This window comes from Kitasatospora sp. NPDC047058 (assembly GCF_040643935.1).
GTDB lineage: Bacteria > Actinomycetota > Actinomycetes > Streptomycetales > Streptomycetaceae > Kitasatospora.
In genome coordinates, this window is the sequence record NZ_JBEYVJ010000006.1 from 42,121 (window position 1) to 66,994 (window position 24,874).

Annotated in this window: 23 protein-coding genes and 2 pseudogenes; 12 read left to right on the forward strand and 13 right to left on the reverse strand. The window is 74.8% G+C overall.

Translation table 11 applies throughout. The features are described 5' to 3' along the window. Positions 1-46: 46 nt before the first annotated feature. Entirely contained in the window at positions 47-637 is a 591-nt protein-coding gene (locus ABZ885_RS01830) for a DNA-3-methyladenine glycosylase I (RefSeq protein WP_360182092.1), read from the reverse strand. Beyond that, complete coding sequence (locus ABZ885_RS01835; protein WP_360182095.1) at positions 634-1,107, reverse strand: DivIVA domain-containing protein; 474 nt, start codon at positions 1,105-1,107, stop codon at positions 634-636. The genes ABZ885_RS01830 and ABZ885_RS01835 overlap by 4 nt, the downstream gene beginning before the upstream one ends. A gap of 139 nt (positions 1,108-1,246) precedes the next feature. On the opposite strand from ABZ885_RS01835, the gene folP reads away from it, so the two are divergent. Then, a complete protein-coding gene (folP, locus tag ABZ885_RS01840) occupies positions 1,247-2,059 on the forward strand; it encodes a dihydropteroate synthase (RefSeq protein WP_360182164.1) in 813 nt (270 codons plus the stop codon). Positions 2,060-2,084: 25 nt separating this feature from the next. Here the strand turns inward: folP and ABZ885_RS01845 are convergent, their stop codons facing one another. After that, the gene (locus tag ABZ885_RS01845; protein WP_360182098.1) at positions 2,085-2,894 is read right to left on the reverse strand and encodes a TIGR00730 family Rossman fold protein; all 810 of its coding nucleotides are present in this window, start codon (positions 2,892-2,894) and stop codon (positions 2,085-2,087) included. 120 nt (positions 2,895-3,014) lie between these two features. Then, a complete protein-coding gene (dapE, locus tag ABZ885_RS01850) occupies positions 3,015-4,088 on the reverse strand; it encodes a succinyl-diaminopimelate desuccinylase (protein WP_360182101.1) in 1,074 nt (357 codons plus the stop codon). A 308-nt stretch (positions 4,089-4,396) separates the two neighbouring features. Between dapE and ABZ885_RS01855 the strand changes: the two genes are divergently transcribed. Beyond that, the gene (locus tag ABZ885_RS01855) at positions 4,397-5,428 is read left to right on the forward strand and encodes a hypothetical protein (RefSeq protein ID WP_360182104.1); all 1,032 of its coding nucleotides are present in this window, start codon (positions 4,397-4,399) and stop codon (positions 5,426-5,428) included. A gap of 364 nt (positions 5,429-5,792) precedes the next feature. Further along, positions 5,793-5,909 (forward strand): annotated as a pseudogene (locus ABZ885_RS01860) (ATP-binding protein); the annotation flags it as partial. An 836-nt stretch (positions 5,910-6,745) separates the two neighbouring features. On the opposite strand, the gene dapC reads toward ABZ885_RS01860, so the two are convergent. Both dapC and fdxA read right to left on the reverse strand, forming a co-directional pair. After that, a complete protein-coding gene (gene dapC / locus ABZ885_RS01865) occupies positions 6,746-7,906 on the reverse strand; it encodes a succinyldiaminopimelate transaminase (protein WP_360182107.1) in 1,161 nt (386 codons plus the stop codon). Between the two features lie 21 nt (positions 7,907-7,927). After that, positions 7,928-8,254: a ferredoxin gene (gene fdxA, locus ABZ885_RS01870; RefSeq protein WP_030061559.1), complete on the reverse strand. Its 327-nt coding sequence runs from the start codon at positions 8,252-8,254 to the stop codon at positions 7,928-7,930. 132 nt (positions 8,255-8,386) lie between these two features. Here fdxA and ABZ885_RS01875 point away from each other — a divergent pair, with 132 nt between their 5' ends. Both ABZ885_RS01875 and ABZ885_RS01880 read left to right on the forward strand, forming a co-directional pair. Beyond that, positions 8,387-9,400 carry a GNAT family N-acetyltransferase gene (locus tag ABZ885_RS01875; RefSeq protein WP_360182110.1) on the forward strand — a complete coding sequence of 338 codons (1,014 nt, stop codon included), beginning with the start codon at positions 8,387-8,389 and terminating at the stop codon, positions 9,398-9,400. A 59-nt stretch (positions 9,401-9,459) separates the two neighbouring features. Next, the gene (locus ABZ885_RS01880) at positions 9,460-10,332 is read left to right on the forward strand and encodes a transglutaminase-like domain-containing protein (RefSeq protein WP_360182113.1); all 873 of its coding nucleotides are present in this window, start codon (positions 9,460-9,462) and stop codon (positions 10,330-10,332) included. An 83-nt stretch (positions 10,333-10,415) separates the two neighbouring features. Here the strand turns inward: ABZ885_RS01880 and ABZ885_RS01885 are convergent, their stop codons facing one another. Then, positions 10,416-11,048, reverse strand: a complete 633-nt coding sequence (locus ABZ885_RS01885; protein WP_360182116.1) for a response regulator transcription factor — start codon at positions 11,046-11,048, stop codon at positions 10,416-10,418. Positions 11,049-11,121: 73 nt separating this feature from the next. Between ABZ885_RS01885 and ABZ885_RS01890 the strand changes: the two genes are divergently transcribed. Beyond that, positions 11,122-11,772: an HAD family hydrolase gene (locus ABZ885_RS01890; RefSeq protein WP_360182119.1), complete on the forward strand. Its 651-nt coding sequence runs from the start codon at positions 11,122-11,124 to the stop codon at positions 11,770-11,772. A gap of 28 nt (positions 11,773-11,800) precedes the next feature. Here ABZ885_RS01890 and murJ read toward each other — a convergent pair whose 3' ends face one another. Next, positions 11,801-13,387, reverse strand: coding sequence for a murein biosynthesis integral membrane protein MurJ (gene murJ / locus ABZ885_RS01895; protein WP_360182122.1), 1,587 nt, complete (start codon positions 13,385-13,387; stop codon positions 11,801-11,803). 62 nt (positions 13,388-13,449) lie between these two features. Continuing rightward, on the reverse strand, positions 13,450-14,604 hold the full coding sequence (locus tag ABZ885_RS01900; RefSeq protein WP_360182125.1) for a peptidoglycan bridge formation glycyltransferase FemA/FemB family protein: 1,155 nt from the start codon (positions 14,602-14,604) through the stop codon (positions 13,450-13,452). 140 nt (positions 14,605-14,744) lie between these two features. On the opposite strand from ABZ885_RS01900, the gene ABZ885_RS01905 reads away from it, so the two are divergent. Next, positions 14,745-15,410 (forward strand): response regulator transcription factor, encoded by a 666-nt coding sequence (locus ABZ885_RS01905; RefSeq protein ID WP_360182128.1) that lies wholly within the window; start codon positions 14,745-14,747, stop codon positions 15,408-15,410. Positions 15,411-15,412: 2 nt separating this feature from the next. Next, positions 15,413-16,843 carry a HAMP domain-containing sensor histidine kinase gene (locus ABZ885_RS01910; protein ID WP_360182131.1) on the forward strand — a complete coding sequence of 477 codons (1,431 nt, stop codon included), beginning with the start codon at positions 15,413-15,415 and terminating at the stop codon, positions 16,841-16,843. A gap of 31 nt (positions 16,844-16,874) precedes the next feature. Here ABZ885_RS01910 and ABZ885_RS01915 read toward each other — a convergent pair whose 3' ends face one another. The 4 genes from ABZ885_RS01915 to ABZ885_RS01930 all read right to left on the reverse strand — a co-directional run bounded on the left by ABZ885_RS01915 (position 16,875) and on the right by ABZ885_RS01930 (position 22,130). Continuing rightward, a complete protein-coding gene (locus ABZ885_RS01915) occupies positions 16,875-18,125 on the reverse strand; it encodes a histidine kinase (protein WP_360182134.1) in 1,251 nt (416 codons plus the stop codon). Between the two features lie 8 nt (positions 18,126-18,133). Continuing rightward, on the reverse strand, positions 18,134-18,856 hold the full coding sequence (locus ABZ885_RS01920; protein ID WP_360182137.1) for an ABC transporter permease: 723 nt from the start codon (positions 18,854-18,856) through the stop codon (positions 18,134-18,136). Next, the gene (locus ABZ885_RS01925; protein WP_360182140.1) at positions 18,853-19,806 is read right to left on the reverse strand and encodes an ABC transporter ATP-binding protein; all 954 of its coding nucleotides are present in this window, start codon (positions 19,804-19,806) and stop codon (positions 18,853-18,855) included. The genes ABZ885_RS01920 and ABZ885_RS01925 overlap by 4 nt, the downstream gene beginning before the upstream one ends. 167 nt (positions 19,807-19,973) lie before the next feature. Beyond that, on the reverse strand, positions 19,974-22,130 hold the full coding sequence (locus tag ABZ885_RS01930) for a prolyl oligopeptidase family serine peptidase (protein WP_360182143.1): 2,157 nt from the start codon (positions 22,128-22,130) through the stop codon (positions 19,974-19,976). Positions 22,131-22,445: 315 nt separating this feature from the next. Here ABZ885_RS01930 and ABZ885_RS01935 point away from each other — a divergent pair, with 315 nt between their 5' ends. From ABZ885_RS01935 to ABZ885_RS01950, 4 genes and pseudogenes are all read left to right on the forward strand, one after another. Next, positions 22,446-22,640 carry a DUF2304 family protein gene (locus ABZ885_RS01935; protein ID WP_063347949.1) on the forward strand — a complete coding sequence of 65 codons (195 nt, stop codon included), beginning with the start codon at positions 22,446-22,448 and terminating at the stop codon, positions 22,638-22,640. 31 nt (positions 22,641-22,671) lie between these two features. Then, positions 22,672-23,613, forward strand: a complete 942-nt coding sequence (gene mshB / locus ABZ885_RS01940) for an N-acetyl-1-D-myo-inositol-2-amino-2-deoxy-alpha-D-glucopyranoside deacetylase (protein WP_360182146.1) — start codon at positions 22,672-22,674, stop codon at positions 23,611-23,613. Next, positions 23,610-24,077 (forward strand): DUF6113 family protein, encoded by a 468-nt coding sequence (locus ABZ885_RS01945; protein WP_360182149.1) that lies wholly within the window; start codon positions 23,610-23,612, stop codon positions 24,075-24,077. The genes mshB and ABZ885_RS01945 overlap by 4 nt, the downstream gene beginning before the upstream one ends. A gap of 238 nt (positions 24,078-24,315) precedes the next feature. Then, positions 24,316-24,874 (forward strand): annotated as a pseudogene (locus tag ABZ885_RS01950) (hypothetical protein); the annotation flags it as partial.

Here is a 24,874-nt window from a genome sequence, read left to right on the forward strand (position 1 = left end):
TGGGGGCTCCCGGGCGTCGCCCGGGGCCGCCTAGGCCTCGGGCCGCCTAGACCCGGCCGAGGGCGGCGCGGACGTGGCAGTCCGCCAGGTGGTCGTCCACCAGGCCGCAGGCCTGCATCAGCGCGTACGCGGTGGTCGGGCCGACGAAGCGGAAGCCCGCCTTCTTGAGCGCCTTCGCCAGCGCCGTCGACTCGGGCGTGACGGCCGGCACCTCGTCCAGGCTGCGGGGGGCCGGCCGGTCCGGGTCGCCCGCGTGCTGCCAGATCAGCGCGTCCAGGCCGCCGTCGAGGTCGCGGGCGACCTTGGCGTTGGCCACGGCGGCCTCGATCTTGGCGCGGTTGCGGATGATGCCGGCGTCGCCGAGCAGCCGCTCGACGTCCGCCGGGCCGAACTCGGCGACCTTGGCGATCTCGAAGCCGGCGAACGCGGCCCGGAAGCCCTCGCGGCGGCGCAGGATGGTGAGCCAGGACAGCCCGGACTGGAAGGCCTCCAGGCAGACCCGCTCGAACAGCGCGTCGTCGCCGTGCACCGGACGGCCCCACTCGGTGTCGTGGTAGACCCGGTAGTCGTCCGTGGAGTCGCCCCAGCCGCAACGGCGCAGGCCGTCCGGGCCGGTCACGGCGCCGCCGGCGCTCACTGGTCCACCGCCCGCTCGGCGCCCGCCGCCGGCTCGGCGTCCTCGGGCTGCCCGGCGCCCCCGGGCTGCTTGGTGAGGTTCGCGGGCTCGACCACCTTGGCGAACTCCTCCAGGCCGGGGAGCGGTTCGGCGCCGGCAACCGGGCCGCCGCCGGCCTCGATCGCGCCGTGCACCGTCGCCGCGGCCTCCAGCTCGGCGATCCGCGCGTCCCGGTAGGCGAGCTCGGCGCCCAGCCGGTCGAGGACGTCGTCCACCTCGTCCATCCGGTAGCCGCGGACGGCCATCGGCAGCCGGATCCCGTCCACGTCGTCCTGGCTCAGCGGCCGGTCCTGCGGCAGCCGCGCGGCGATCCGGTCGTGAACCGCCTCCGGCAGCGAGCCGCCCCCGCCCAGCGCCACCAGCGCGGCGCCGCCGACCACCACGGCCATGGCCACCACGATCACCCAGAACACGTGCTGTCCTCCCGACATCCCGGCCGGCCTCCGTCCTGGTGGGATCATGGTTCCCGAGAGACCGGGGGCCATCATCGCACCCGCAGCAGCTGTGGAGGAGACATCGGTGGCACTGCGCCTGGGACCACGGGAATTCGGTGACGACGAGCTGGTGATCATGGCGATCGTCAACCGGACTCCGGACTCGTTCTTCGACAAGGGCGCCACCTTCGCCGACGAGGCCGCGTTCGCCGCCGCCGACCGGGCGATGGCCGAGGGCGCCGCGATCCTGGACATCGGCGGGGTGAAGGCCGGGCCGGGCGACGAGGTCACCGTCGAGGAGGAGCTGCGGCGCACCGTGCCGTTCGTGGCGGAGCTGCGCAAGCGCCACCCGGAGGCCGTGATCAGCGTGGACACCTGGCGGCACGAGGTCGGCGAGGCGGTCTGCGAGGCCGGCGCGGACCTGCTGAACGACGCCTGGGGCGGGGTGGACCCGAAGCTCGCCGAGGTGGCCGCGCGGCACGACGCCGGCCTGGTCTGCACCCACGCGGGCGGCGCCGAGCCGCGCACCCGGCCGCACCGGGTCGGGTACGAGGACGTGATGGCGGACATCCTGCGGGTGACCGTCGGGCTCGCCGAGCGGGCGGTACGGCTGGGCGTGCGGCGGGACGCGGTGATCATCGACCCGGGGCACGACTTCGGCAAGAACACCCGGCACTCGCTGGAGGCGACCCGGCGGCTGCCGGAGATGACCGCGACCGGGTTCCCGGTGCTGGTCTCGCTCTCCAACAAGGACTTCGTCGGGGAGACCCTGGACAAGCCGGTGGACGAGCGGCTGCTCGGCACGCTGGCGACCACCGCGGTCTCGGCCTGGCTCGGCGCGCAGGTCTACCGGGTGCACCAGGTCGCGGAGACCCGGCAGGTGCTCGACATGGTCGCCTCGATCCGGGGCACCCGCCCCCCGGCGGTCGCCCGCCGGGGGCTGGCCTGAACCGGCCCGGGACCCCCGGGTCTTCCTAGATCTCGTTCACCGGCCGACGGGCGTCGGCGAGGATCTTCATGACCTCGTCGATCTCGTCGGTGATGTGGAACAGCTCCAGGTCGTGCGGGGCCGCCTTGCCCTGCGCGACCAGGGTGTTCTTCAGCCAGTCGACCAGGCCGCCCCAGTACTCGCTGCCGAAGAGGATCACCGGGAAGCGGGTGACCTTCTTCGTCTGCACCAGGGTGAGCGCCTCGAACAGCTCGTCCAGCGTGCCGAGGCCGCCGGGCAGCACGACGAAGCCCTGGGCGTACTTCACGAACATCGTCTTGCGGACGAAGAAGTAACGGAAGTTCAGCCCGAGGTCGACGAACTCGTTGAGCCCCTGCTCGAAGGGCAGCTCGATGCCGAGGCCGACGCTCAGGCCCCCGGCGTCCGAGGCGCCGCGGTTGGCCGCCTCCATCGCCCCCGGACCGCCGCCGGTGATCACCGCGTAGCCGGCCTCGGCCAGCGCCCGGCCGATGGCCACGCCGGCCGCGTACTCGGGCGAGTCGACCGGGGTCCGGGCCGAGCCGAAGACGCTGATCGCGGGAGGGAGTTCGGCCAGCGCGCCGAAGCCCTCGACGAACTCGGAGGTGATCCGCAGCACCCGCCACGGGTCGGTGTGCAGCCAGTCGGTGGGGCCGGTGGTGTCCAGCAGGCGCTGGTCCGTGGTGCTCGTGCCGACCTGGTCCCGGCGCACCAGCACCGGGCCCTTCTGCTTCTCGGGCCAGGCCTTCTTCGGGCGCGGCTCGCCCACCCGCTCGGGACCGTGACCGTAGTGCTTTTCGTCTCCAGTGCCTGTCATGACGAAACCCTACGCCCGTTGATCCCCGTTTTCAGGCAACGCCGAAAGGTCGGTTGGGCGACCGGAAGATGGCGCTCGGCCCCCTCTCCCCCGGCCGCCCCGCCGCGGCGTCCGCCGGGATCAGGCCGTCAGCCAGGCGCGCAGCCGCGCCTCGGTCTCGGCGATCGCGGCGAGCGAGCAGTGCTCGTCCCGCTTGTGCGCGAGGTTCGGGTCGCCGGGGCCGTAGTTGACCGCGGGGACGCCGAGCGCGCTGAACCGGGCGACGTCGGTCCAGCCGAACTTGGCCCGGGCGACGCCGCCGGTCGCGGCCAGGAAGGCCTGCGCGGCGGGCCGGTCGAGGCCGGGCAGCGCGCCCGGCGCGGAGTCGGTGACGGTCACCTCGAAGCCGTCGAAGACCTCGCGGACGTGCTTCTCCGCGTCCGCCTCGCTGCGGTCGGGGGCGTAGCGGAAGTTGACCGTCACCACGCACTCGTCCGGGATGACGTTGCCGGCCACACCGCCGTCGATGCGCACCGCGTTGAGGCCCTCGCGGTACTCCAGGCCGTCGATCTCGACCTGGCGCGGCTCGTACGTCGCGAGCCGGGTGAGCACCTCGCCGGCGTGGTGGATGGCGTTGTCGCCGAGCCAGCTGCGGGCCGCGTGGGCGCGCACGCCGGTGAGCCGGACCTGCACCCGCAGGGTGCCCTGGCAACCGCCCTCGACGACGGCGCCGCTGGGCTCCATCAGCACCGCGAAGTCGGCGGCCAGCCAGTCCGGGTGCTCCGTGGCGAGGTGGCCGAGGCCGTTGCGGTGGGCCTCCACCTCCTCGCAGTCGTAGAAGACGAAGGTGAGGTCCCGGTTGGGCTCGGTCAGGGTGGCGGCCAGCCGGAGCTGGACGGCCACGCCGGACTTCATGTCCGAGGTGCCGCAGCCGTAGAGCAGGTCGCCCTCGACGTAGGACGGCAGGTTGTCGGCGATCGGCACGGTGTCCAGGTGGCCGGCGAGCAGGACGCGCTCGGAGCGGCCGAGGCCGGTCCGGGCGACCACATTGTTGCCGTGCCGGTCGACGGTGAGGTGGGGGTAGCCGCGCAGGGCGGCCTCCACGGCGTCGGCGAGCGCCTGCTCGTCGCCGCTGACCGACGGGAAGTCGACGAGCCGGGCGGTCAGCGCGCCGCCGTCGAGGGTGAGGTCCAGGGGCGTGTTCGGGCTGCTCATGGTGGTGAGCCTAGTCCGCGCGGACCCGGCGGCGGGTGAATCGCCCGCCCGCCCTGAGCGTCGGCGCCGGGTCCGAGCGCCCGGCGGCGAAGGGCGAATCACCCACCCGCCCTGAGCCGAAGGGCGCGCCGGTGCCGAAAGCGAGGGAGCGCGGGAGCAACCGACGAAGGAGGGCGCGACGAAGCGATGAGCGTCGGCGCCGGGTCCGAGCGCCCGGCGGCGAAGGGCGAATCACAGAACCGCTTGCGCCGCACATCCGTCCGAGTGGGTACGGTGTCGGGGCAGGATCACGGTGGAGAGGGGCGGCGGTGGCCGGCAGGAGGAAGAGCGGCGGCAGGGGCGGCGACGCGACGCCCAGGCGGCGCCGCAGGCCGTTGCGCCTGGTGCTGATCGGGCTGCTGGTGCTCGCGGTCGTCGCGGCGGGCCTGTTCTGGCTGCGCGACCAGAAGCTGTTGACCGCCGAGGGCTGCTCGGTGAAGACCCCGGCCGGCGAGGGCACGCTGGAGGTCCCGCAGGCGGCCAACGCGGCGACGATCGCCGCCGTGGCGCACGCCCGTGGTCTGCCCGACCGGGCGGTGACCATCACGCTGGCGACGGCGATGCAGGAGTCGAAGATCCGCAACCTGGCCGGCGGCGACCGGGACTCGGTCGGTCTGTTCCAGCAGCGGCCCTCCCAGGGCTGGGGCACGGTGCAGCAGATCATGGACCCGGTCTACGCGACCAACAAGTTCCTGGACGGGCTGGTCAAGGTCCCCGGCTACACCCGGCTGCCGCTCACCGACGCGGCCCAGCAGGTGCAGAAGAGCGGCTACCCGCAGGCGTACGCCAAGCACGAGACCAAGGCGACGCTGCTGGCCTCCGCGCTGACCGGCCGCGAGCCGGCCTCGCTCACCTGCGTGGTGCACGACTTCGCCGCGCCGGAGAGCGACGACGCGGCCGCCTCGGCGGCGGCGACCGACCCGGCCGCCGCCCCCGCCACGGCCTCCGCCTCCCCGGCCGCCAAGCCGGACCGGGCGCAGGTGCTGGGCGACCGGGTGCGCCGCGAGTTCGGCCGCACGGTGACGCCCGCCACCGGGTACACCTCGTCGGTCAAGGGCGCCGAGAACGCCGTCTCGCTCACCCCGGACCCGGCCGCCAGCACCGACGCCGGACCGGACGCCGAGCGGCAGAACGGCTGGGCGGTGGCCCACTGGGCGGTGACCCAGGCCCAGCAGCTGGGCATCGAGACGGTCGCCTACGACGGGAAGATCTGGCGCAAGGCCAAGTCCGAGGACGGCTGGAAGCCGCAGCCGACCGGCACCTCGACGAAGCTGGTGCTGGTCTCGCTGGCCAAGGCCTGAGCCTCACCGAGGCCTGAGCCTGAGCCTGACCAAGGCCTGAGCTCACCCCCGGCACCTGTTCCGGGCGGTGCGTCGCGGCGCGTTGACGCACTGGTGTCCGGGTGGCCGCCGAACGGGTGGTTGCGGTCAACTCCACTGGACGGTCGGCCGGTTGCGGCGAGCCGGGGTGCAGAACCGTCTCTCCCTTGGCGCACCGGACCTCCGCCCCACGACAGGGACCGCCGACCCGGCCCGACACCGGACATACGATCAGATCGTCGGCCGGTCCGCTTCCTTGCTCCGGCCGAAACCTTCTGGCTTCTCAAGCGGTAATACCCTCGTCCGCCCGGCGGACGGGACGGACCCAGACCCTTCGAGGAGCCCCATGTCTCACCCCCTCACGCGCCGGATCGCCCAGGCTGCGCTGCTCGTGGCGGCCGGCGCGACCCCGCTGGTCGCGGCCGGCTCCGCGTCCGCCGCCGACGCCCTGCTGCCCAAGTCCGACCTGGCCGCCCCGCTGGGCCAGCTGACCAACACCGACGCGGGTTCCACCCTGCAGCACACCACCCACGAGCTGGGCCGGGCCGCCGGGGACACCGGCGCCGCCACCGTCGCCGCGGGCGTTCCGGCCACCGCCGACGCCACCGGCAACATCGTCGCCCAGCAGCTCCCCGAGGCGAACGAGAAGGCCGGCTCGCTGACCGCCCCGGTCGACAAGACCGCCGCCACCACCGGCCAGCTCTCCGCCATCACCCCGAAGGTCGCCGCCGCACTGGCCGGCAAGCTCGGCGATGCCGTCACCGGCGGCCACGGCGCGGCCGGCCGCAGCGCGGGTGCCGGCGCCAACCCGGTCGGCGGGCTCTCCCAGACCGCCGGCCTGACCCAGAACCTGCCCGGTGCCGGTTCGCTCGCCGGCGCCGTCCCCGGCACCAACGCCGTCACCGACGCGCTGCCGCTCGGCGCACTGGGCCGCGCGCTGCCGGCCGAGGCCACCTCCGCCCTGCCCGGCGCCGACGTGCTGGGCCTGGCCGAGCACGGCTCGGCCAACCGCCTCGGCGGCGCCGACCTGGGCCCGAACTCCCCGCTGTCCGGGCTCTCCCCGATCACCGGCCTGCTGGGCGCCATCGGCGGCGGCGGCCTCGGCGGCCTGCCGATCGGCTGACCCTCCCGCCGCAGCGCGCAGCGGCACCGCACAGCCGCACCGCGCAGCAGCACGGCGAAGCAGCACCGCACAGCCGCACCGTCGAGCAGCGCCGCCGCGCAGGCACCCCGCAGCAGCAATGCGGAGGGCCGGTGTCCCGTCCCGGACACCGGCCCTCCGCCGTGCAGACCGCGGGCTCAGCCGCGCAGCCGCTCCACGGCCGCCGCGACCCGCTCGTCCGTCGCCGTGAACGCGACCCGGACGAACCGCTCGCCGGCCGGCCCGTAGAAGTCACCGGGCGCCACCAGGATGCCCAGCTCCGCGAGTTCGGCCACCGTCTCCCAGCACGGCCGGTCCTGGGTCGCCCAGAGGTACAGGCTCGCCTCCGAGTGCTCGATCCGGAAGCCGTACGCCTCCAGCGCCGCCCGCAGCGCCGAGCGCCGCGCCGCGTACCGCCCGCGCTGCTCGGCCACGTGCGCGTCGTCCGCGAGCGCCGCGACCGTCGCCGCCTGGACCGGCGCCGGGACGATCATGCCGCCGTGCTTGCGCACCTCCAGCAGTTCCTTGACCACCACCGGGTCGCCCGCCACGAAGGAGGCGCGGTAGCCGGCCAGGTTGGAGCGCTTGGAGAGGGAGTGGACGGCCAGCAGGCCCTCGTGCTGCCGTCCGTCGGCCGGGCCGCCGCAGACGTCCGGGTGCAGGACCGAGACCGGGTCGGCCTCCCAGCCCAGTTCCAGGTAGCACTCGTCGCTGACCAGCAGCACCCGGTGCTCCCGGGCCCACGCCACCGCGCGGCGCAGCTCGTCCCTGCCGAGCACCCGGCCGGTCGGGTTGGACGGCGAGTTGACCCAGAGCAGGCGCACCCGCGAGCCGTCCAGCTCGTCCACCGAGTCGTACTCGACCGGCTCGGCGCCGCAGAGCCGCGCGCCCACCTCGTAGGTCGGGTAGGCGAGGCGCGGGTAGGCCACCTGGTCGCCCGGGCCGAGGCCGAGCTGGGTCGGCAGCCAGGCCACCAGCTCCTTGGAGCCGACGGTCGGCAGGACGGCCTGCGGGCCGATCTCGGCGCCGACCCGGCGGTGCAGCCAGCCGGCGATCGCCTCGCGCAGCTCCGCCGGGCCCCAGACGGTCGGGTACCCGGGCGTGTCGGTGGCGGCGGCCAGCGCCTTCTGGATCACCTCGGGGACCGGGTCGACCGGGGTGCCCACCGAGAAGTCGCACAGCCCGCCCGGGTGGGCGAGCGCGGTCCTCTTGAACGGCTCCAGCTTGTCCCAGGGGAAGACCGGCAGGAGGTCGGAAACGCGGCGCGCCGCCCCCGGGTGGCCCGGGAACGGCGCGTGCGTGCTGTCGTTGCTACTCACAGCTCAGTTGCCACCGATCGGTCAGTGGTCGGCGTTCTGCGGCGGCAGAGCGGCGATGAACGGGTGGTCGCGCTCGATCAGGCCGAGCTTCGAGGCACCACCGGGCGAACCGAGGTCGTCGAAGAACTCGACGTTCGCCTTGTAGTAGTCCTTCCACTCCTCGGGAGTGTCGTCCTCGTAGAAGATCGCCTCGACCGGGCAGACCGGCTCGCAAGCGCCACAGTCGACACACTCATCCGGGTGGATGTAGAGCGATCGCTCGCCCTCGTAGATGCAGTCAACCGGGCACTCTTCGATGCATGCCTTGTCCTTGACGTCGACACAAGGCTGCGCGATGACGTAGGTCACGCTGTCGTTCCTCCTCGGAAGGGCCTTGGTGGCCCATTCTGTTCTGCTCGCGTGCGCGGGTGAGCGCGGCGTCGTCGATGCCCGCCCCTAGTATCGCGGGTCGGAGACCGCAAATGCACAGGAGGTGCCCAGATGGCGGCTGGAGGACCGGTCGAGGACCGTCCGGAGGTCCGGATAGACCGCTCTGACGTGGGGCGCAGGGTCTCCGTCCGGCGTGTCGCGGAGTTCGCCGACGGCCGCCCGGTGTTCCGCGATGTGATCGGCGTGCTCACATCCTGGGACGATCATGGGCTGACGGTCGTCCCGCGCAGCGGCAGTCCGGTCTCCTTCGACGAAAAGCTGCTGGTCGCGGGCAAGGTGGTGCCGCCGTTCCCGGCCCGACGCGCCCCGCTCCCGGGCGTGTCGCCGGTGGAGCTGCAGCGGACCGCCGCGCGCGGCTGGCCCGCCGTCGAGCAGGAGCCGCTCGGCGAGTGGACGCTGCGCGCCTCGGCCGGCTTCACCCGGCGAGCCAACTCGGTGCAGGCCCTCGGCGGTCCCGGACTGCCGCTCGCCGAGGCGCTCGCCACGGTGCGCCGGTGGTACGCGGCGCGCGGGCTGCCGGCCTGGGTGGAGGTCAGCACGCCCGGCTCCCCGGAGGCGCTGCGGGCGGAGCTGGACCGGCTGGGCGCGGTGTACTCGCCGACCCTGGTGCGGGTCGCCGCCCTGGGAGCGCTGGCCCGGCTCGGCACCGGTCACGACCGCGTCCGGCTGTCCCGGACGGCCGGCCCCGACTGGATGTCGCTGTACCGACGGGTGACCGACGACCCGGCGGTGGAGGAGGCGGCGGCCCTGGTCCTCCACGGCGGCCCGTCGGTGTGGTTCGCCACCGTGCCGGGCGCCCCCGGCCGGCCGCCGCTGGCGATCGGACGCTGCGTCATCGACGGACCCTGGGCCTGCTTCGGCGCGATCGAGGTCGCCCCCCACGCGCGCCGGGCCGGCCTGGCCACCACGGTGATGGCGGTGCTCGCCGCCCGGGCCGCCGAGGAGGGCGCCACCGGCGCGTACCTCCAGGTCGAGGCGGAGAACGACGGTGCGGTCGCGCTCTACGACGGCCTCGGCTTCACGACCAGTCACACTTACCACTACGCCCGTCTCCCCCAGGAGTAGGGCGCCCCGCGCCAGCCGCCCCCGATCCGCCCGTTCCCACGAAAGCCGTCGCAGCCACCGTGACCGAACAGAGCCGAGCACGCTTCCGGACCGAGGCCCGGGCCGAGCATCCCGATCCGGTGCTGCTCTGTCTGCTCGCCGCCGCCGAGCACAGCCCCGCCCCGGACCCCGGCGACCACCGGGAACCGCCCACCCTGGACGCGCTGCTGGCCGCCTGCGAGGCCGCGCTGGAGCGGCACGCCTCCGCCGTCCGGCAGGCCGTCGCCGAGCGCGCGCCGGCCGGGCCGGAGGAGACCGCCGCGCTGCTGGCCGCCGTCCTGGGCGGGCGCGAGCGGTTCCACGGGCGGCAGTCCGACTACCGGCGGCTCGAGTCCTCGCTGCTGCCGGAGGTGCTGCGGCGGCGGCGCGGGCTGCCGATCCTGCTCTCGCTGGTGTGGATGGCCGTCGGCCGGCGGGCCGGGCTGACCGTGCACGGCGTCGCCCTGCCGGGCCACTTCATCGTCGCGGTCGGCGGGCCGGGCGGCGGCGAGGAGTACGTCCTCGCCGACCCGTTCCACGGCGGCCGGCTGCTCGACCAGGAGGACGCGGAGGCCCTGGTCGAGCGCGCCGGGCACGCCTTCAGCCCCCGGCTGCTGACGCCCGCGCAGCCCCTGGACGTCGTGCACCGGGTGCTCGGCAACATCCGGGTCTGGGCCGCCGACCGCCCCGAGCACGCCCGCACCCAGCTCTGGGCCACCGAACTCGCCCTGCTCCTCCCCCGCCACCCGGCCCAGCTGCGGCTGGAACGGGCGGAGCTGCTGGTCCGCACCGGCGACTTCCTCGGCGGCTCGGCGGAGATGGACGCGTACGCGGAGATCCTGGACGCCTTCGACCCGGACGCGGCCGCCCGGGTCCGCCAGGACGCCCGGGCGGCGCGACACCGGCTGAACTGAGGCCCGCCGCGGGCGGTGGGCCCGACGCCCGGGCCCGGCAGGATCCGCCGGACAGCCCCCAGGGGTTGTCCGGCGGACAGCCCCTACAGCCAGCCCTTCTCCCGGGCGATCCGGACCGCCTCGGTGCGGTTGCGGGCCTCGGTCTTCTGGATCGCCATCGACAGGTAGTTGCGCACCGTCCCCTCGGAGAGGTGCAGCCGCCGGGCGATGTCCGCGTTCACGGCGCCGTCGGCGACGGCCGCCAGCACGTCCCGCTCGCGGGCGGTCAGCGGGTTCGCCCCCTCGGCGAGTGCGGCGGCGGCCAGCACCGGGTCGATCACCCGCTCGCCGCGCAGCACCCGGCGGATCGCCTCGGCCAGCTCGGACGCCGGGGCGTCCTTCACCAGGAAGGCGTCCGCCCCCGACTCCATCGCCCGCCGCAGGTAGCCGGGCCGGCCGAAGGTGGTCGCGATGACCACCTTGGTCTGCGGCCGCTCCCTGCGCAGCAGCGCCGCCGCCTCGATGCCGGTCATCCCGGGCATCTCGATGTCCAGCACCGCGACCTGCACGTCGTGGGCGGCCGCCGCCGCGACCACCTCGTCGCCCCGGCCCACCTGTGCGACGACGTCGATGTCCCCCTCCAGCCCGAGCAGGGCGGCCAGCGCCTCCCGGACCATGCCCTGGTCCTCCGCGAGCAGCACGCGGACGGACGGGGCCCCGTTCTGAATCTCACTCATGCCGACGACCCTAGAGCGTGGCCGGTCTCCGGGTTCCCGCCGCTGCGAGCGGGGCCTGCGGTTGAATGGCCGGATGATCAAGCCGGTGGAACTCGTGATTTTCGACTGCGACGGCGTGCTGGTCGACAGTGAACGCATCGCGCTGCGCGTCCAGGTCGCGCTGGGGGCGGAGTTGGGCTGGCCGCTCACCGAGGAGGAGGTCGTCGCCCGGTTCATCGGCCGGTCCCAGGCGTCGATCGGCGCGCAGATCGCGGAGCGGCTCGGCGCGGAGACGGCGGCGGTGTGGTGGGAGCGCTTCGAGCAGCTCCACCGGGTGGAGGTGGACACCCGGCTGGAGGCCGTCGAGGGGCTGCCCGAGGCGCTGGCCGGGATCGACCTGCCGACGTGCGTCGCTTCCAGCGGCTCGCACGAGAAGATGCGCCACACCCTCGGCCGGACCGGGCTCTACGAGCACTTCGCCGGCCGCATCTTCAGCGCCACCGAGGTCGCCCACGGCAAGCCCGCGCCGGACCTCTTCCTGCACACCGCCGAGCGGATGGGCGTCGACCCGGCCGCCTGCGTGGTGGTCGAGGACAGCCGCCCCGGCGTCCAGGCCGCCCGGGCGGCGGGGATGCGCGCCCTCGGCTACGCCGGCGGCCTGACCGCCGCCGCACTGCTGGAGGGCCCGGGGACGGTCGTCTTCGACGACATGCGCAAACTGCCGGAGCTCGTCGCCGGCCTGTGAGCGCAGGCGCCGACGGCGCGCCCGCGGCTCAGCGCCGCCGCAGGCGCGCCGTCAGCACCGACAGCTCCTCCACCCGCAGCAGCCGCCCGAGCACCAGGAACACCACGGCCAGCACCGCCCCGCCGACCGCCAGCCCGGCCCACGCCCCGTCCACGAGCCGCGCCGCCGCCCAGGCCGCCGCGCCCGCCGGCAGGGCGGCCGCCACGATCCGGGCGTGGGTGCCCAGGATCCGCGCCGCGTCCAGCCCGCCCAGCCGGCGCCGCAGCAGCGCCGCCGCCCCGCCGGCCGCCAGCAGGAAGGAGCCGCCGTAGCAGGCCGCCATCCCGGTCACCGCCCAGCGCAGCGGCAGGCACCCGTAGCAGAGCAGCGAGCCCGCGGCCGCGGCCGTCACCGGCAGCAGGTTGAGCAGGAACGGCGTCCGGCTGTCCCGCATCGCGTAGAACACCCGGGTGAGCGCGTACGCCGCCGAGTACAGCACCAGCCCCGGCGCGAAGGCCGTCAGCATCCACCCGATCGCCCGCACATCCGCCTCCCCTGCCTTCCCGTGCCCGAACGCGACGGCCGCCAACCGTGGTGCCAGCACGACGAGTCCGGCCGCGGCCGGGACGGTGACGACGGCGACGGTCCGCAGCGCCCGGGACGCCAGTGCCCGCACCTCGGCCACCGAGCCCGCGGCCGCCGCCGCGCTCATGCCCGGGAGGACGGCCGTCACCAGCGAGACCGTCATCACCCCGTGCGGCACGATCCAGAGCAGGTAGGCACTGCTGTACGCGGTGTAGCCGACGCCGCCGACGACGCCCGCCGCCTCGGCCCGCTCGCCGACCGAGGTGGCGAGCCGGGTCACCACCCAGTAGCCGAGCTGGTCGGTGAGCACCAGCAGCAGCGTCCAGCCGGCGGCCCGCAGCGGCTCGCCGAGGCCCGCCTCGCGCCAGTCCCGGCGCGGGCGCAGCCGCACCCCGGCCGCCCGCAGGCAGGGCAGCAGGACGGCGCTCTGGACGACCACGCCGAGCGTGGTGCCGGCGCCCAGCACCATCAGCCGGGTGTCCGAGAGGCTGCGCGTCCCCAGCATCGAGCCGAAGACGGCGATCACCACCAGGTTGTTGAGCACCGGCGCCCAGGCCATCGGCGCGAACCGCTTCCGGGCGTTGAGCACCTGGCCGAGCACGGTGAACAGGCCGTAGCAGAACACCTGCGGCAGACACAGGTACGCCAGCAGCACCGTGCGGTGCAACTGCGCACCGCCGTACGAGGTGTAGGCGCGCACGATCAGCGGCGCGGCCGGGACGACCACCGCCGTGATGCCGGCCAGCGCCACCACCAGCAGGCTGACCAGCCGGTCGACGTGCGCGGCGCCGCCGTCCTCCGACTCCCGCGCGGCCTTCACCAGGTGCGGCACCAGCGCGGTGTTCAGCGCGCCGCCGATCAGCAGCACGAAGAGGATGTTGGGCACGGTGTTGGCGACGTTGTAGCCGTCGGCGAGCAGTCCGGAGCCGAGGACGGCGAGGACCAGGGCGGCCCGGACGAAGCCGGTGGCCCGGGAGACGACGGTGCCGGCGGCCATCACCAGGCCGGCCGGGAGCCGTCGGCGCGGCCGGCGGTGGCTTGGTCGCAGCACGGGCGGCCTCCCCCCGTCGACCACAACTCCCTTATTCTCAGGCAGAGTTGCCCTCAAACGACTCACCCCTGCCGCCGGGCGAGGTAGCGCCGGAACGCCTTGTGCAGCGGACGGTTCACCGCGATCTCCCACTCGCCGGCGCCCTCCACCACCCGGCCGCCGGTGCCGAGCTTCCAGCGCAGCAGCCCGTGGCCCGGCGCGGCCGGGTCCAGCGACGGCTGCACGCCCCGCAGGTCGTACACCTCGGCGCCGAGCCCGTGCGCGGCCCGGATCATCGCCCACTGCAGGGCGTTGCTCGGCCGCACCCACCGCTCGTGCGAAGCCGAGCCGCCGGTCAGGTACCAGGCCCGCCGGCCGGCCGTGACGAGGTTGTGCGCGGCCAGCACCTCGCCGCCGTACCGGGCGAGGAACAACCGCATCCGGCCGGGCAGTTCACGGTTCAGCTCGGTGAACTGCCGCTGGTAGTAGCCGAGTCCGCGCCCGAGGTCGAAGTCACCGCGCAGCTGCGTCTCCGCGACCAGCGCGTGGAAGCACTCCAGGTCCGCGAAGGACCCCTCGGCGACCGACACCCCGGCCGCCCGCGAGCGGCGGATGTTCCGCCGCCACTCCGGGCTCAACCCCTCCCACAGGCCCTCGGGTTCACGCCCGGCGAGGGGCAGCCGGAAGGTGAACCGGGGCTGGGTGTCCCGCCCGGCCGGCTCCCAGCCGAGCGCCCGCAGCCGCTCCCGGGCCATCGTGCCGACCGGGTCGACGGCGTCCGGGAGCACGTCCCGCAGGTCGGCGGCGCCCCCCGCCCGGACGGCCGCCCGGACCGTCCCCGCCTCCCAGACCCGCAGGTCCAGCGGCGGGCCCAGCCGCACCGTGAACACCCCGCGCGAGCGCAGCAGTCCGACGAGCGGCTCCAGCCACCGGCCGAGGCCGGGCCCGGCCCAGTCGATCACCGGGCCCTCCGGCAGGTAGGCGAAGCTGCGCCCCAGGCCGGGGACGTCCCGGTACAGCACCAGCGCGGTGCCGACCGTCCGTCCGCCGGCACCGGTCCAGGCCAGGCTCTCGGACCGCCAGCCAGCCTTCACCCGCCCCCAGGACGGGCACTGCAGGAAGCTGACGGCCCCGTGGGCAGCGATCCAGGCCACGTGCTCCGGCCCGGGTATCGGCACCACCCGCAGCGGGCCGGTATCCGCAGCCGGCGCCGCGGCCTCCGGGAGGACGACGGTCATCGGCGAGCCCCTCTCGCGTCGGACGCCGGCGGGAAGTGCCGGCGGACGGCGAGAGCATGCGCCGGGGCGCCTGAAACGAGGCTGAGAAAGCTGAAGATCGCTTAAGCAACGTTTCGCGCCCGAATGGCATCCTGATCCGCATGGAGATTCTGGTGGTCGAGGACGACGCCCAGGTGGCCGCCGCCGTCCGGCGCGGCCTGGAGGCCGAGGGCTACACCGTCGACCTCGCCCCGGACGGTCTCACCGGCCTGCGGCTGGCGCAGCGTCACGCGTACCGGGCGATCGTGCTCGACATCATGCTGCCCGGCCTGAACGGCTACAAGGTCTGCGAGGCGCTGCGCGCGGGCGGCGACACCACCCCGATCCTGATGCTCACCGCCAAGGACGGCGAGTACGACGAGGCCGAGGGGCTGGACACCGGTGCCGACGACTACCTGACCAAGCCGTTCTCCTACCTGGTCTTCCTGGCCCGGCTGCGCGCCCTGCTCCGGCGCAGCCGGACGCCCGGCGCGCTGCTGCGGGTCGGCGACCTCTGGCTGGACCCGGCGGCCCGCCGCTGCGGCCGCGGCACCGACGAGGTCACGCTCACCGAGCGCGAGTTCGCCGTCCTGCGGTTCCTGGCCCGGCACCCGGGCGAGGTGCTGTCCAAGCGCCGGATCGTGGACGAGGTCTGGGACATCGCCTTCGACGGCGAGGACTCCATCGTCGAGGTGTACATCAGCATGCTGCGCCGCAAGGTGGACGCGCCGTTCGGCCGCCACTCGATCACCACCGTGCGCGGCGCCGGCTACCGGCTGGAGCCCTGAGCATGGCCCGCGGGACCGGCTCCCGGCTCTCCGTCCGGGTCCGCACCTCGCTCGCGGCCGGCCTGGCGGCGCTGCTGCTGCTCGGCGTCGGCGCCTGGTGGCTGCGCGGCCACCTGTACGACGCGCAGCTGGCCGCCGCCGAATCGGAGGCGCAGTACCAGGCGCGGGAGATCAGCCGGGGCTTCACCCGCGGCCGGCAGCTCCCCGAGAGCGACCTGATGCCGTACGTCGTCCTCGACAAGGACGGCCGGGTGGTCACCCTCGGCGGGCCGCTCGCCACCCAGCACCTGGCCGGCCCGCTGCCGCCGGCCGCCCCGCCGCTCGCCCCCGAGGACTGGCAGTCCCCGGGCGGGCGGATCACCGTCGGCCCGGCCGGCCCGGCCGCCGCCAACCGCTACTCGGGGCGGACCTTCACCGCCATGGGCAGCTGGAGCATGTACTTCCGCGTCTCGGACACCACCGGGCCGACGAACCCCCCGCTCGGCCCGATCACCGTGTACGTGCTGGCCACCCCGTTCGCCGCCGAGGCCGCCCTGCACACCATCGACCCGGTGCTCCGGGCCGGCGTGCCGGCCGCCGCGCTGCTGGTGGCCCTGGTCGCCTGGGTGGCGGCCAGCCGGGCCCTGCGGCCGGTGGAGGCGATCCGCGCGGAACTCGCCGAGATCGGCGAACACCGGCTGGACCGCCGGGTGCCGGTCCCCCGCTCCGGGGACGAGATCGCCCGGATGGCGACCACCACCAACGCCACCCTGGACCGGCTGGAGCGCTCGGCCGTCCAGCAGCAGCGGTTCGTCGCGGACGCCTCGCACGAACTGCGCAGCCCGATCGCGGCGCTGCGCACCAACCTGGAGGTCTCGCTCGCCCACCCGGAGCGCACCGACTGGCCGTCCGCCACCCAGGAGGCGCTGACCTCGGTCGAGCGGCTCCAGCACCTCACCGAGGACCTGCTGTTCCTGGCCCGCGGCGCCCACCCGGCCGGGGCCGGCCCAAACAGCGTCGTCGACCTCGCCGCCGTGGTGCGCGAACTCGCCGTCCGGCAGCGGCCGGTGACCGGCGGCCGGCCGGTCCTGCGGGTGGACGCCCCGGAGCCGCTGCCGGTGCGCGGCAGCCGGATCCGGCTGCACCGGCTGGTCCGGAACCTGCTGGACAACGCCCGGCGGCACGCCGGGTCCGAGATCGTGCTGGCGGCCCGGCGGACGGCGGACGGCTGCGTCCTGGAGGTCCGCGACGACGGCCCGGGCGTGCCGGCCGCGGACCGCGAGCGGATCTTCGAACCGTTCACCCGGCTGGACGAGGCGCGCAGCCGGGACGCCGGCGGCAGCGGGCTCGGGCTGGCCATCGCGGCCGACATCGCCACCCGGCACGGCGGCACCCTGCGGGTCGCCCCGTCCCCGCGCGGCGCCCGCTTCGTCCTCGAACTCCCCTGCGTCTAGGGGCTGTCCGGCGGATCCGGCCGGGCGCTCCCTAGACCCCGCCGGCCGCCGGCACCGAGGCGGCGTGGAGCGGCACCAGGGCCCGCAGCCGGAAGCCCCGGCCGCGTTCGCCCGGGCCGGTCTCCAGCCGGCCGCCGACCAGCGCGAGCCGCTCGTCCAGGCCGGAGAGCCCGTTCCCCGGCCCCGACTTGCCCGGCCCGGCCCCGTTGTCGGTGATCTCCAGGACGGCGTAGCGCTCGCCGCCGTCCTCCCACACCTCGTCGGCCCGGACCGTGCACAGCGTCGCGCCCTCGCCGTGCCGGACGATGTTGGTGACCGCCTCGCGCAGCGCCCAGGCCAGCGCGCCGGACTCCTCGCCGGCCAGCCCCGGCCAGGCGTCCACCAGCTCCGCCGGCACGTCCAGCCGGACCTGCGCGGCAGCCAACGCCGTACGGGCGGCAGCGAGTTCGACCGGCAGCGTGGGCCGGCGGAACCCGGTCACCGCCTCCCGGACGTCGATCAGCGACTGCCGGGCCACCTTCTCGATGTCGGCGACCTGGGTTCGCGCCGCCTCGTCCTTGCCGGCGTCCATGAACCTCCCGGCCAGCTCGCTCTTCAGCGTGATCAGCGACAGCGAGTGCCCGAGCAGGTCGTGCAGGTCCCGGGCGAGCCGCAGCCGCTCCTCGGAGGCGGCCAGGTGGGCGACGGCGGCCCGGGCCTGGCGCAGCTCCCGCATGGTGGCGACCAGCCGCTGCAGCCCGGTCATCGCGACGCCGGAGAGGAAGGCGGTGAGCGCGATGGTGGGGATCGCCCCCGGGTCGGCGTGGCTGAGCAGCCCGACCAGCACGGTGAGCCCGGCCGTCCCGCCGACCCCGGCGAGCGCGTAGCGCACCGGCGCGATGATCGCGACGGCCACCGAGGAGTAGGTGAACAGGGTCAGCCAGGAGGTGCCCAGGCAGAAGGCGGTCACCACCGCGGTCAGCACCATCGCCCCGACCACCGCGTGGCAGGCCCGCGGCCGCATGCTCTCGGTCGAGCGGAAGACCACCAGGCTGACGTAGCAGCCGAGGAAGCCGGCCAGGGCGGCCCACCCGGCCACCGTGGCGGCCGTGGTGTGCTTGCCCTGGAGCAGGTCGCCCACCGGGTACGCGAGGTAGACCATCCAGAGCAGCATCCAGGCGACCTTGACCAGCAGTTGCCGCCTGGTCTCGACCGGAGCGCCGGGGACGTTCATGAACGACACGCGCCCCACCCCCACCTCCGGATGCTCGTCGGACCGGTGGGAGCGGGGCGTGTCTGGCATGGGCGCCATCATGCCTGCCGGGTGTCCCGGCGGTACAGCGCGGTCGCGGCCGCCGTGAAGACCACCAGGAAGCCGGCCAGACCGGCGACCGCGACCAGGTCGAGCGAGTGCCCGGGCCGGGTGAAGGCGGCCAGCTGGTTGTACAGGTACACCGGGTTGAACCGGGCGATCTTCTCCAGCGTGCCGGTCACCGGGAACCACGTCCCGCCGAACAGCGCCATCGCCATGTAGGCGATCATCACGATGGTCTGCACCGAGTCCGGCGCCGCCGCGTACCCGAACGCCACCCCGAGGGCCGCGAAGACGAAGCTGCCCAGCCAGAGCGCGGCCGCCAGGCCGGCCCACTGGCCCGCGTCCAGCCGCACGCCCTGGCTCGCACCGACCGCGAACACCACCAGGATCGCGGGCAGTGTGGTCACCGCACCGGCGGCGATCTTCGCCACGGTGTACGCCCGGCCGGGCAGCGCGGTCAGCCGCAGCTGGCGGGTCCAGCCGCTCTTGCGCTCCAGCGAGATCCGCTGGGCGCTGCCGGTCAGCACCGAGCCGACCGCGCCGAAGGTGGCCATCGAGACCATGAAGTAGGTCTTCACCGGCAGGCCGCCGGCCAGCTTGCCCGTGCCGTAGGCGTTGATGAAGAAGAAGTACATCAGCGCCGGGTAGAGGACCGAGAAGAGCAGGTACTTCCTGTTGCGCAGGGTGCGCACGATCTCCAGCCGGACCAGGGTCGTCATCGCACGGCCTCCGCGAACTCGGTGCTGCCGGCGGCGTCCTGCTCGCCGGTGATGGTCAGGAAGGCCTGTTCCAGGCCCAGGCCGGTGACCTCCAGGCCGCGCGGGTACAGGCCCGCGCGGTAGAGCCCGGCGACGCCGGCGTCGGCGTCCGCGGTCCGGATCCGGACCGTCCGCACCCCCGGCACCCGGGCGCTGACGTCCAGCGACAGCGTCCCCGGCAGGGTGCGCAGCAGCGACTCGTCGCACGGGCCGTCAGCGTCGTGCAGTTCGAAGGTGATCCGGCGGGCCCCGGCCTTCGCCTTGATCTCGGCGGAGGTGCCGTCGGCGATCAGCCGGCCCCGGTGCAGCACCAGGACGCGGTCGGCGATCGAGTCCGCCTCCTCCAGGTAGTGGGTGGCGAACAGCACCGTGCGCCCGGCGTCGGCCTGCGCCCGCATGCTCGCCCAGAACGCCTGGCGGACGGAGACGTCCATGCCGGTGGTCGGCTCGTCCAGGACGATCAGGTCGTTGGCGCCCGCGATGGCGAGGGCGAAGCGGACCCGCTGCTCCTGGCCGCCGGAGAGCTTGTCGACCCGGCGGCCGGCCAGCTCGGTGATCCCGGCGTCGGCCAGCACCTCCGTGACGGCCCGGCCGCGCGGGTGGACGTCGCAGGCCAGCCTCACCAGCTCGCGCACCGTGACGTCGGCCATCAGGCCGCCGCTCTGCAGCATCGCGCCGACCCGGCCGGCCGCGACGGCGGCGCGCGGCGTGCCGCCGAACAGCGTGACGGTGCCGCGGTCGGGCTCGCGCAGGCCGAGCAGCAGGTCCAGGCTGCTGGACTTGCCGGCGCCGTTCGGGCCGAGCAGGGCGACGGTCTCGCCCGGCCGCAGCACCAGGTCCAGGCCGTCGACGGCCCGTACCCGCCCGTAGTTCTTGCTGACGCCCCGGAAGGCGGCCACCTCCGCACCCATCGCCTCGGTCCTCTCCCCAGCTGGTGTCGTTCGCACCACCCGAGGGTCCCGCGCGGGCCCGGTCCGGCGGCAGTGTGCGCCGTCGTGGTTCCGGCATGACGGATGTCATGCCGGCGGCCGGTACCCGGATCACGGGCACCGGCCGCCGGAAGGTGGGGCCCGGCCCGTTACCGCAGGCCCAGCGACTTCTTCACGAAGTCGACCTGGAGCAGCAGCAGGTTCTCCGCGACCTCCTCCTGCGGGGTCATGTGCGTGACGCCCGACAGCGGCAGCACGGTGTGCGGCCGGCCGGCCGCCAGCAGGGCGGAGGAGAGCCGCAGGGTGTGCGCGGCCACCACGTTGTCGTCCGCGAGCCCGTGGATGATCATCAGCGGGCGCTCCAGCCCGGCCGCGTACCCGCTGAGCGAGTTGGCCGCGTACACCTCGGGCCGCTCGGCCGGGTGGCCGAGGTAGCGCTCGGTGTAGTGGGTGTCGTACAGCTCCCAGTCGGTCACCGGGGCGCCGGACACGGCCGCGTGGAAGACGTCCGGGCGGCGCAGCACGGCGAGCGCGGCGAGGTAGCCGCCGTACGACCAGCCGCGGATGGCGACCCGGCCGAGGTCGAGCGGGAACTCCGCGGCGAGCGCCTGCAGCGCGTCCACCTGGTCGTCCAGGGTGGCCCCGGCGAAGTCGAAGGCGATCGACTTCTCCCAGGCCGGACCGCGCCCGGGGGTGCCGCGCCCGTCGGCGACGACCACCGCGAAGCCCTGGTCGGCGAACCACTGCGAGTTGAGGTGCGGGTTGTGCGCCTGGACGACGCGCTGGCCGTGCGGGCCGCCGTACGGGTCCATCAGGACGGGCAGCAGGCCGTCCCGCTCGCGGTCGTAGCCGGTCGGCAGGAAGACCGCGGCGGGGATGCGGCGCTCGCCGGCGAAGCGGAAGACCGGCCGGGCGGTGATGGCCGGCGTCTCGGCGTAGGAGTCGATGGTGGCGACGACGTCCACCACCACGCCCTCCGGCAGGTCGCGGGCGACCTGGACGAGCGTGCCGGGGAGGTCGGGCTCGGCGGTGGCCCGGACGGTGATGCCGGCCGCGTGCACGGCGGTGGTGACGGAGGTGAACGGCCGGCCGTTGGCGGCCTCCCAGGCGAGCCGCTTGCCGTCGTGGCCGATCCGGCCCACGGCGATCCAGCCGGGCTCGGGGTCGGTCTCCGCGGCGCCGCCGGAGGCGGTGAAGAAGACCTCCTCCGCGGTGACCGCGAGCACCGAGCGCAGGTGCAGGTCGGCCCCGGTGACGGCGTGGTCGCCGATCACCAGCGCCCGGACCCCGCCCTCGTCGCCGATCCGGACCAGCTTGCCGTCCGGCGTCCAGGCCGGGACGCCCTGGAACAGCTCCAGCCAGGCGTCGTCCCGCTCCTCGTGCAGCACCTCGGTGGCCCCGGTCCCGACGTCCACGCCGAGGATCCGCTGGCTGCGCTGGTCACGGGCCTGGACGAGCAGCAGCGGCACGCCGCCCTTCGACCAGTGCACCCGGGCCAGGTACGGGAACGCCTCGCGGTCCCAGGCCACCTCGGTCCGGGTGCCGTCCAGGCCGAGGGCCCAGAGGCCGACCTCGGCGTCGGCGGTGCCGGCGGCCGGGTAGGCGACCTCGGCGGGCTCGCTGCCCGGGTTGGCCGGGTCGGCGATCCACCAGCGGCGGACCGGGCTGTCGTCGGCCCGCTCGACCAGCAACCGGTCGCTGTCCGGGGACCACCAGAAGCCGCGGTCGCGGCCCATCTCCTCCTGGGCGATGAACTCGGCCTGGCCCCAGGTGACGTTCGGGCCGTCGGGGGAGGCGAAGGCCCAGTCGGCGGTGCCGTCGGTGCGGGTGAGCCGCAGCTCGCCGGCGGTGTTGGCGTACGCGACGAAGACCCCGTCCGGGGAGAGCCTCGGGTCCACCAGCGGGCCCTCGGCGGGCAGCTCGGTGCTGGTGCCGGCCACCAGGTCGGCGGTGAAGAGCCGGCCGGAGAGGGCGAAGGCGGCGCGCTTCCCGGCGCCGTCGAGCGCGTAGCCGACGATGCCGGCCGAGCCCTCGCGGCTGCGCTCGCGGCGGGCCTTCTCGGCCTGAGAGAGGTCCTCCTCGCCGCCGCCGAGCAGGACGGCCGGGTCGGCGGCGATCCGCTCCTCGCCGGTGGCGGTGTCGAGGGTCCAGAGCAGGTTGGCCCGGTCGCTGCCGGAGCGCGAGCGCAGGAAGACGACCCGGGAGCCGTCGGATGCGACGGAGAACGACCGGGGCGCACCGACGGTGTAGCGCAGGGTGCGCGCGTACTGCCTCGGGAAGGTGTCCGCAGGGGTGTGGGAGGTCATGGCACCGACCCTATGACGTTCCGGTCCCGCTGCCCCGTGCGCGGTGATCACTCGTTCGGAGCATCGCGCGGAAGTGTGCACCGATCGGCGGTACACCCCTTCCGACCGGCCCATGCGCCCCATTTGTGCCACCATGCCCCGGCGTGTGCAGACTCACTGAACGTCATGAGCCCCTCACGCATCGGGTATGACTGGTCCCAGGAGTGATCGCCAGGCCCCGTCCCGGGCCGCCGGTCACCCGACCGCAAGTCCCGCACGGTCCCGACCGCCGCCTCCCCGAGGGGGTGGCGCACCCGAGAAGGGGTGTGAGCCGCCATGGCTTTGTCCGTCTCCGCAGCCATGCTGATGCTGGTCATCGTGGTGGTGCTGATCCGCCGCTCCGGCCTGAAGCTCGCGCACGCGATCATCTGTGCACTGCTCGGCTTCTACCTGGCGTCCAGCTCCATCGCCCCCTCGATCAGCCAGGTCACCAGCAACCTCGCCGGGATGATCAACGGCCTGAAGCTCTGAACCCCGCCGCGCGGTCGTTAGGCTTCCCCCCATGACTACCGGCCGCCGCCTGCTCCTGGTCCACGCCCACCCCGACGACGAGTCGATCGGCAACGGCGCCACGATGGCCAGGTACGCCGCCGAGGGCGCCGGGGTCACCCTGGTGACCTGCACCCTCGGCGAGGGGGGCGAGGTGATCGGGCCGGAGCTGGCCCACCTGACGGCGGACCGGGACGACACCCTCGGCCCGCACCGGATCGGAGAGCTGACCGACGCCATGCGCGCGGTCGGCGTCGCCGACTTCCGCTTCCTGGGCGGCCCGGGCCGCTACCGCGACTCCGGGATGATGGGCGTCCCCGAGAACGACGCGCCGGACTGCTTCTGGCGGGCCGACGTGGACGAGGCGGCCGGGCACCTGGTCGCCGTGGTCCGCGAGGTCCGGCCGCAGGTGCTGGTCACCTACGACGAGAACGGCGGCTACGGGCACCCGGACCACATCCAGGCGCACCGGGTCGCGATGCGCGCGTACGACCTGGCCGCCGACCCGGCGTACCGGCCCGAGCTGGGCCCGGCCTGGCGGATCGCCAAGGTGTACTGGAACCGGATGCCGCGCTCGGTGCTCGACCGGGGCCTGGCCCGGACCGCCGCCGAGGCCCGGTTCCCCGGCGTCGCGCAGCCGGCCGACGTCCCCGGCGTGGTGGACGACGCCGTGGTCACCACCGTGCTGGACGGCACCGCGTACGCCGGCCGGAAGGCCGCCGCGATGGCCGCGCACGCCACCCAGGTCACCGTGTCCGGCGACTTCTTCGCGCTCTCCAACCACCTCGGGCAGCCGCTGTTCGCCACCGAGTACTACCAGCTGGTGCACGGCCAGGCCGGGCCGCGGCAGCCGGAGGAGGACCTCTTCGACGGGCTCGACACCGGCCTCGGCTCCGGCCTCGGCTCCGGGCTCGGCACCGCCGCAGGCCTGACCGTCGAGGAGGGCACCCGATGACCGGGCCCGTGGACGAGCGGAAGGCGGCCCCGCGCCGCTCGGTCCTGGCGGCCGTCCTGGGCACCCGGGACGAGCGCCTGAAGGAGTCCCAGCCCCCGCTCGCCGGGCGGATCGCGGCTTATGTCCTATTCTTCCTGCTGGGCTTCGCGGTGTCGGTATGCGGAGCATTTGTGCAGGCCTTGTGGCCGCCCGTGGGAGTCCTGCTGGCGCTCGCGGCCACCGGCGCGACCTTCTACGCGGGCCTGCGGGTGACCGGCACCCGGCTCGGCGCGGCCCTTCCCGCGGCCGGCTGGTTCCTCGCCCTGCTGCTCCTGATGGTCCCTCGGCCCGAGGGGGACAACGTCCTCTGGACCAATGCCACGTCGCTCGCCTGGCTGTTCGTCGGATCGATCCTGGGCGTGATCTGTGCCACCCTGCCGACCCGGACCAGCTGGTTCCCGGGGGTGCCCGGACCCCCGCGCTGACCACCCCGGACGGGCCGCGTACGGTACCGCGTACGACGAGCAGTCAGGACCACACGGCCGTACTCTCATACCGGAGGAACCGGACGTATCAGGTTCTATCCGAACCAGTTCACCGCTCAGTTCTTCCCAGTATGGTGGTGCCGCAGAACGCCGTACCCGACGCCGCCCGCCAGGTCCGGCGCCCACGAACCGCGGTCGGGCCGCACGGCCCGGCCCGCGAACCCGGAGCAGAGCAGCATTGAGCAGCCGCGAATCTGAGAACGCCCACCCGACGCCTCGGCGCACGGGGCCGGACGCCTACCCGTCGGGCACCCCGCCCTACGGCACACCGGGGTTCCCCGGCGGCGACCGTGCGGGTGCCGGTGCCGCCCAGGGCTCGGCGCCGGGTGACGAGGACGAGGCCCCGAAGACCGAGACCACGCTGACCACGCGGGTCCGGATCAACATCCCCGGCTCGCGTCCGATCCCGCCGGTGGTGGTCCGCTCCACCGTGAAGAACGAGGACGGCCCCGGCGAGGAGAAGCCGCCGGCCGCCGCCGACCCGGCCGGCCCCCGGCACCGCTCCGCCGCGCCCGCCTCCCCCGTGCTCGGGGTGATGGAGGGCGGCGCCCGGACGGCGACCCCGCCGAACCTGCCGCCGGAGTGGGACATCCCGCCGGCCACCTCCGAGTCCGAGTCCACCGGCGCCTGGTTCCGGCCGCGCGAACGCGGTCACACGCTGCGCTCGGAGACCGACACCGAGGTCGTCGCGCACCTGCTGGGCGAGGTGTACGAGGGCGACCTGGCCGAGGCGATGC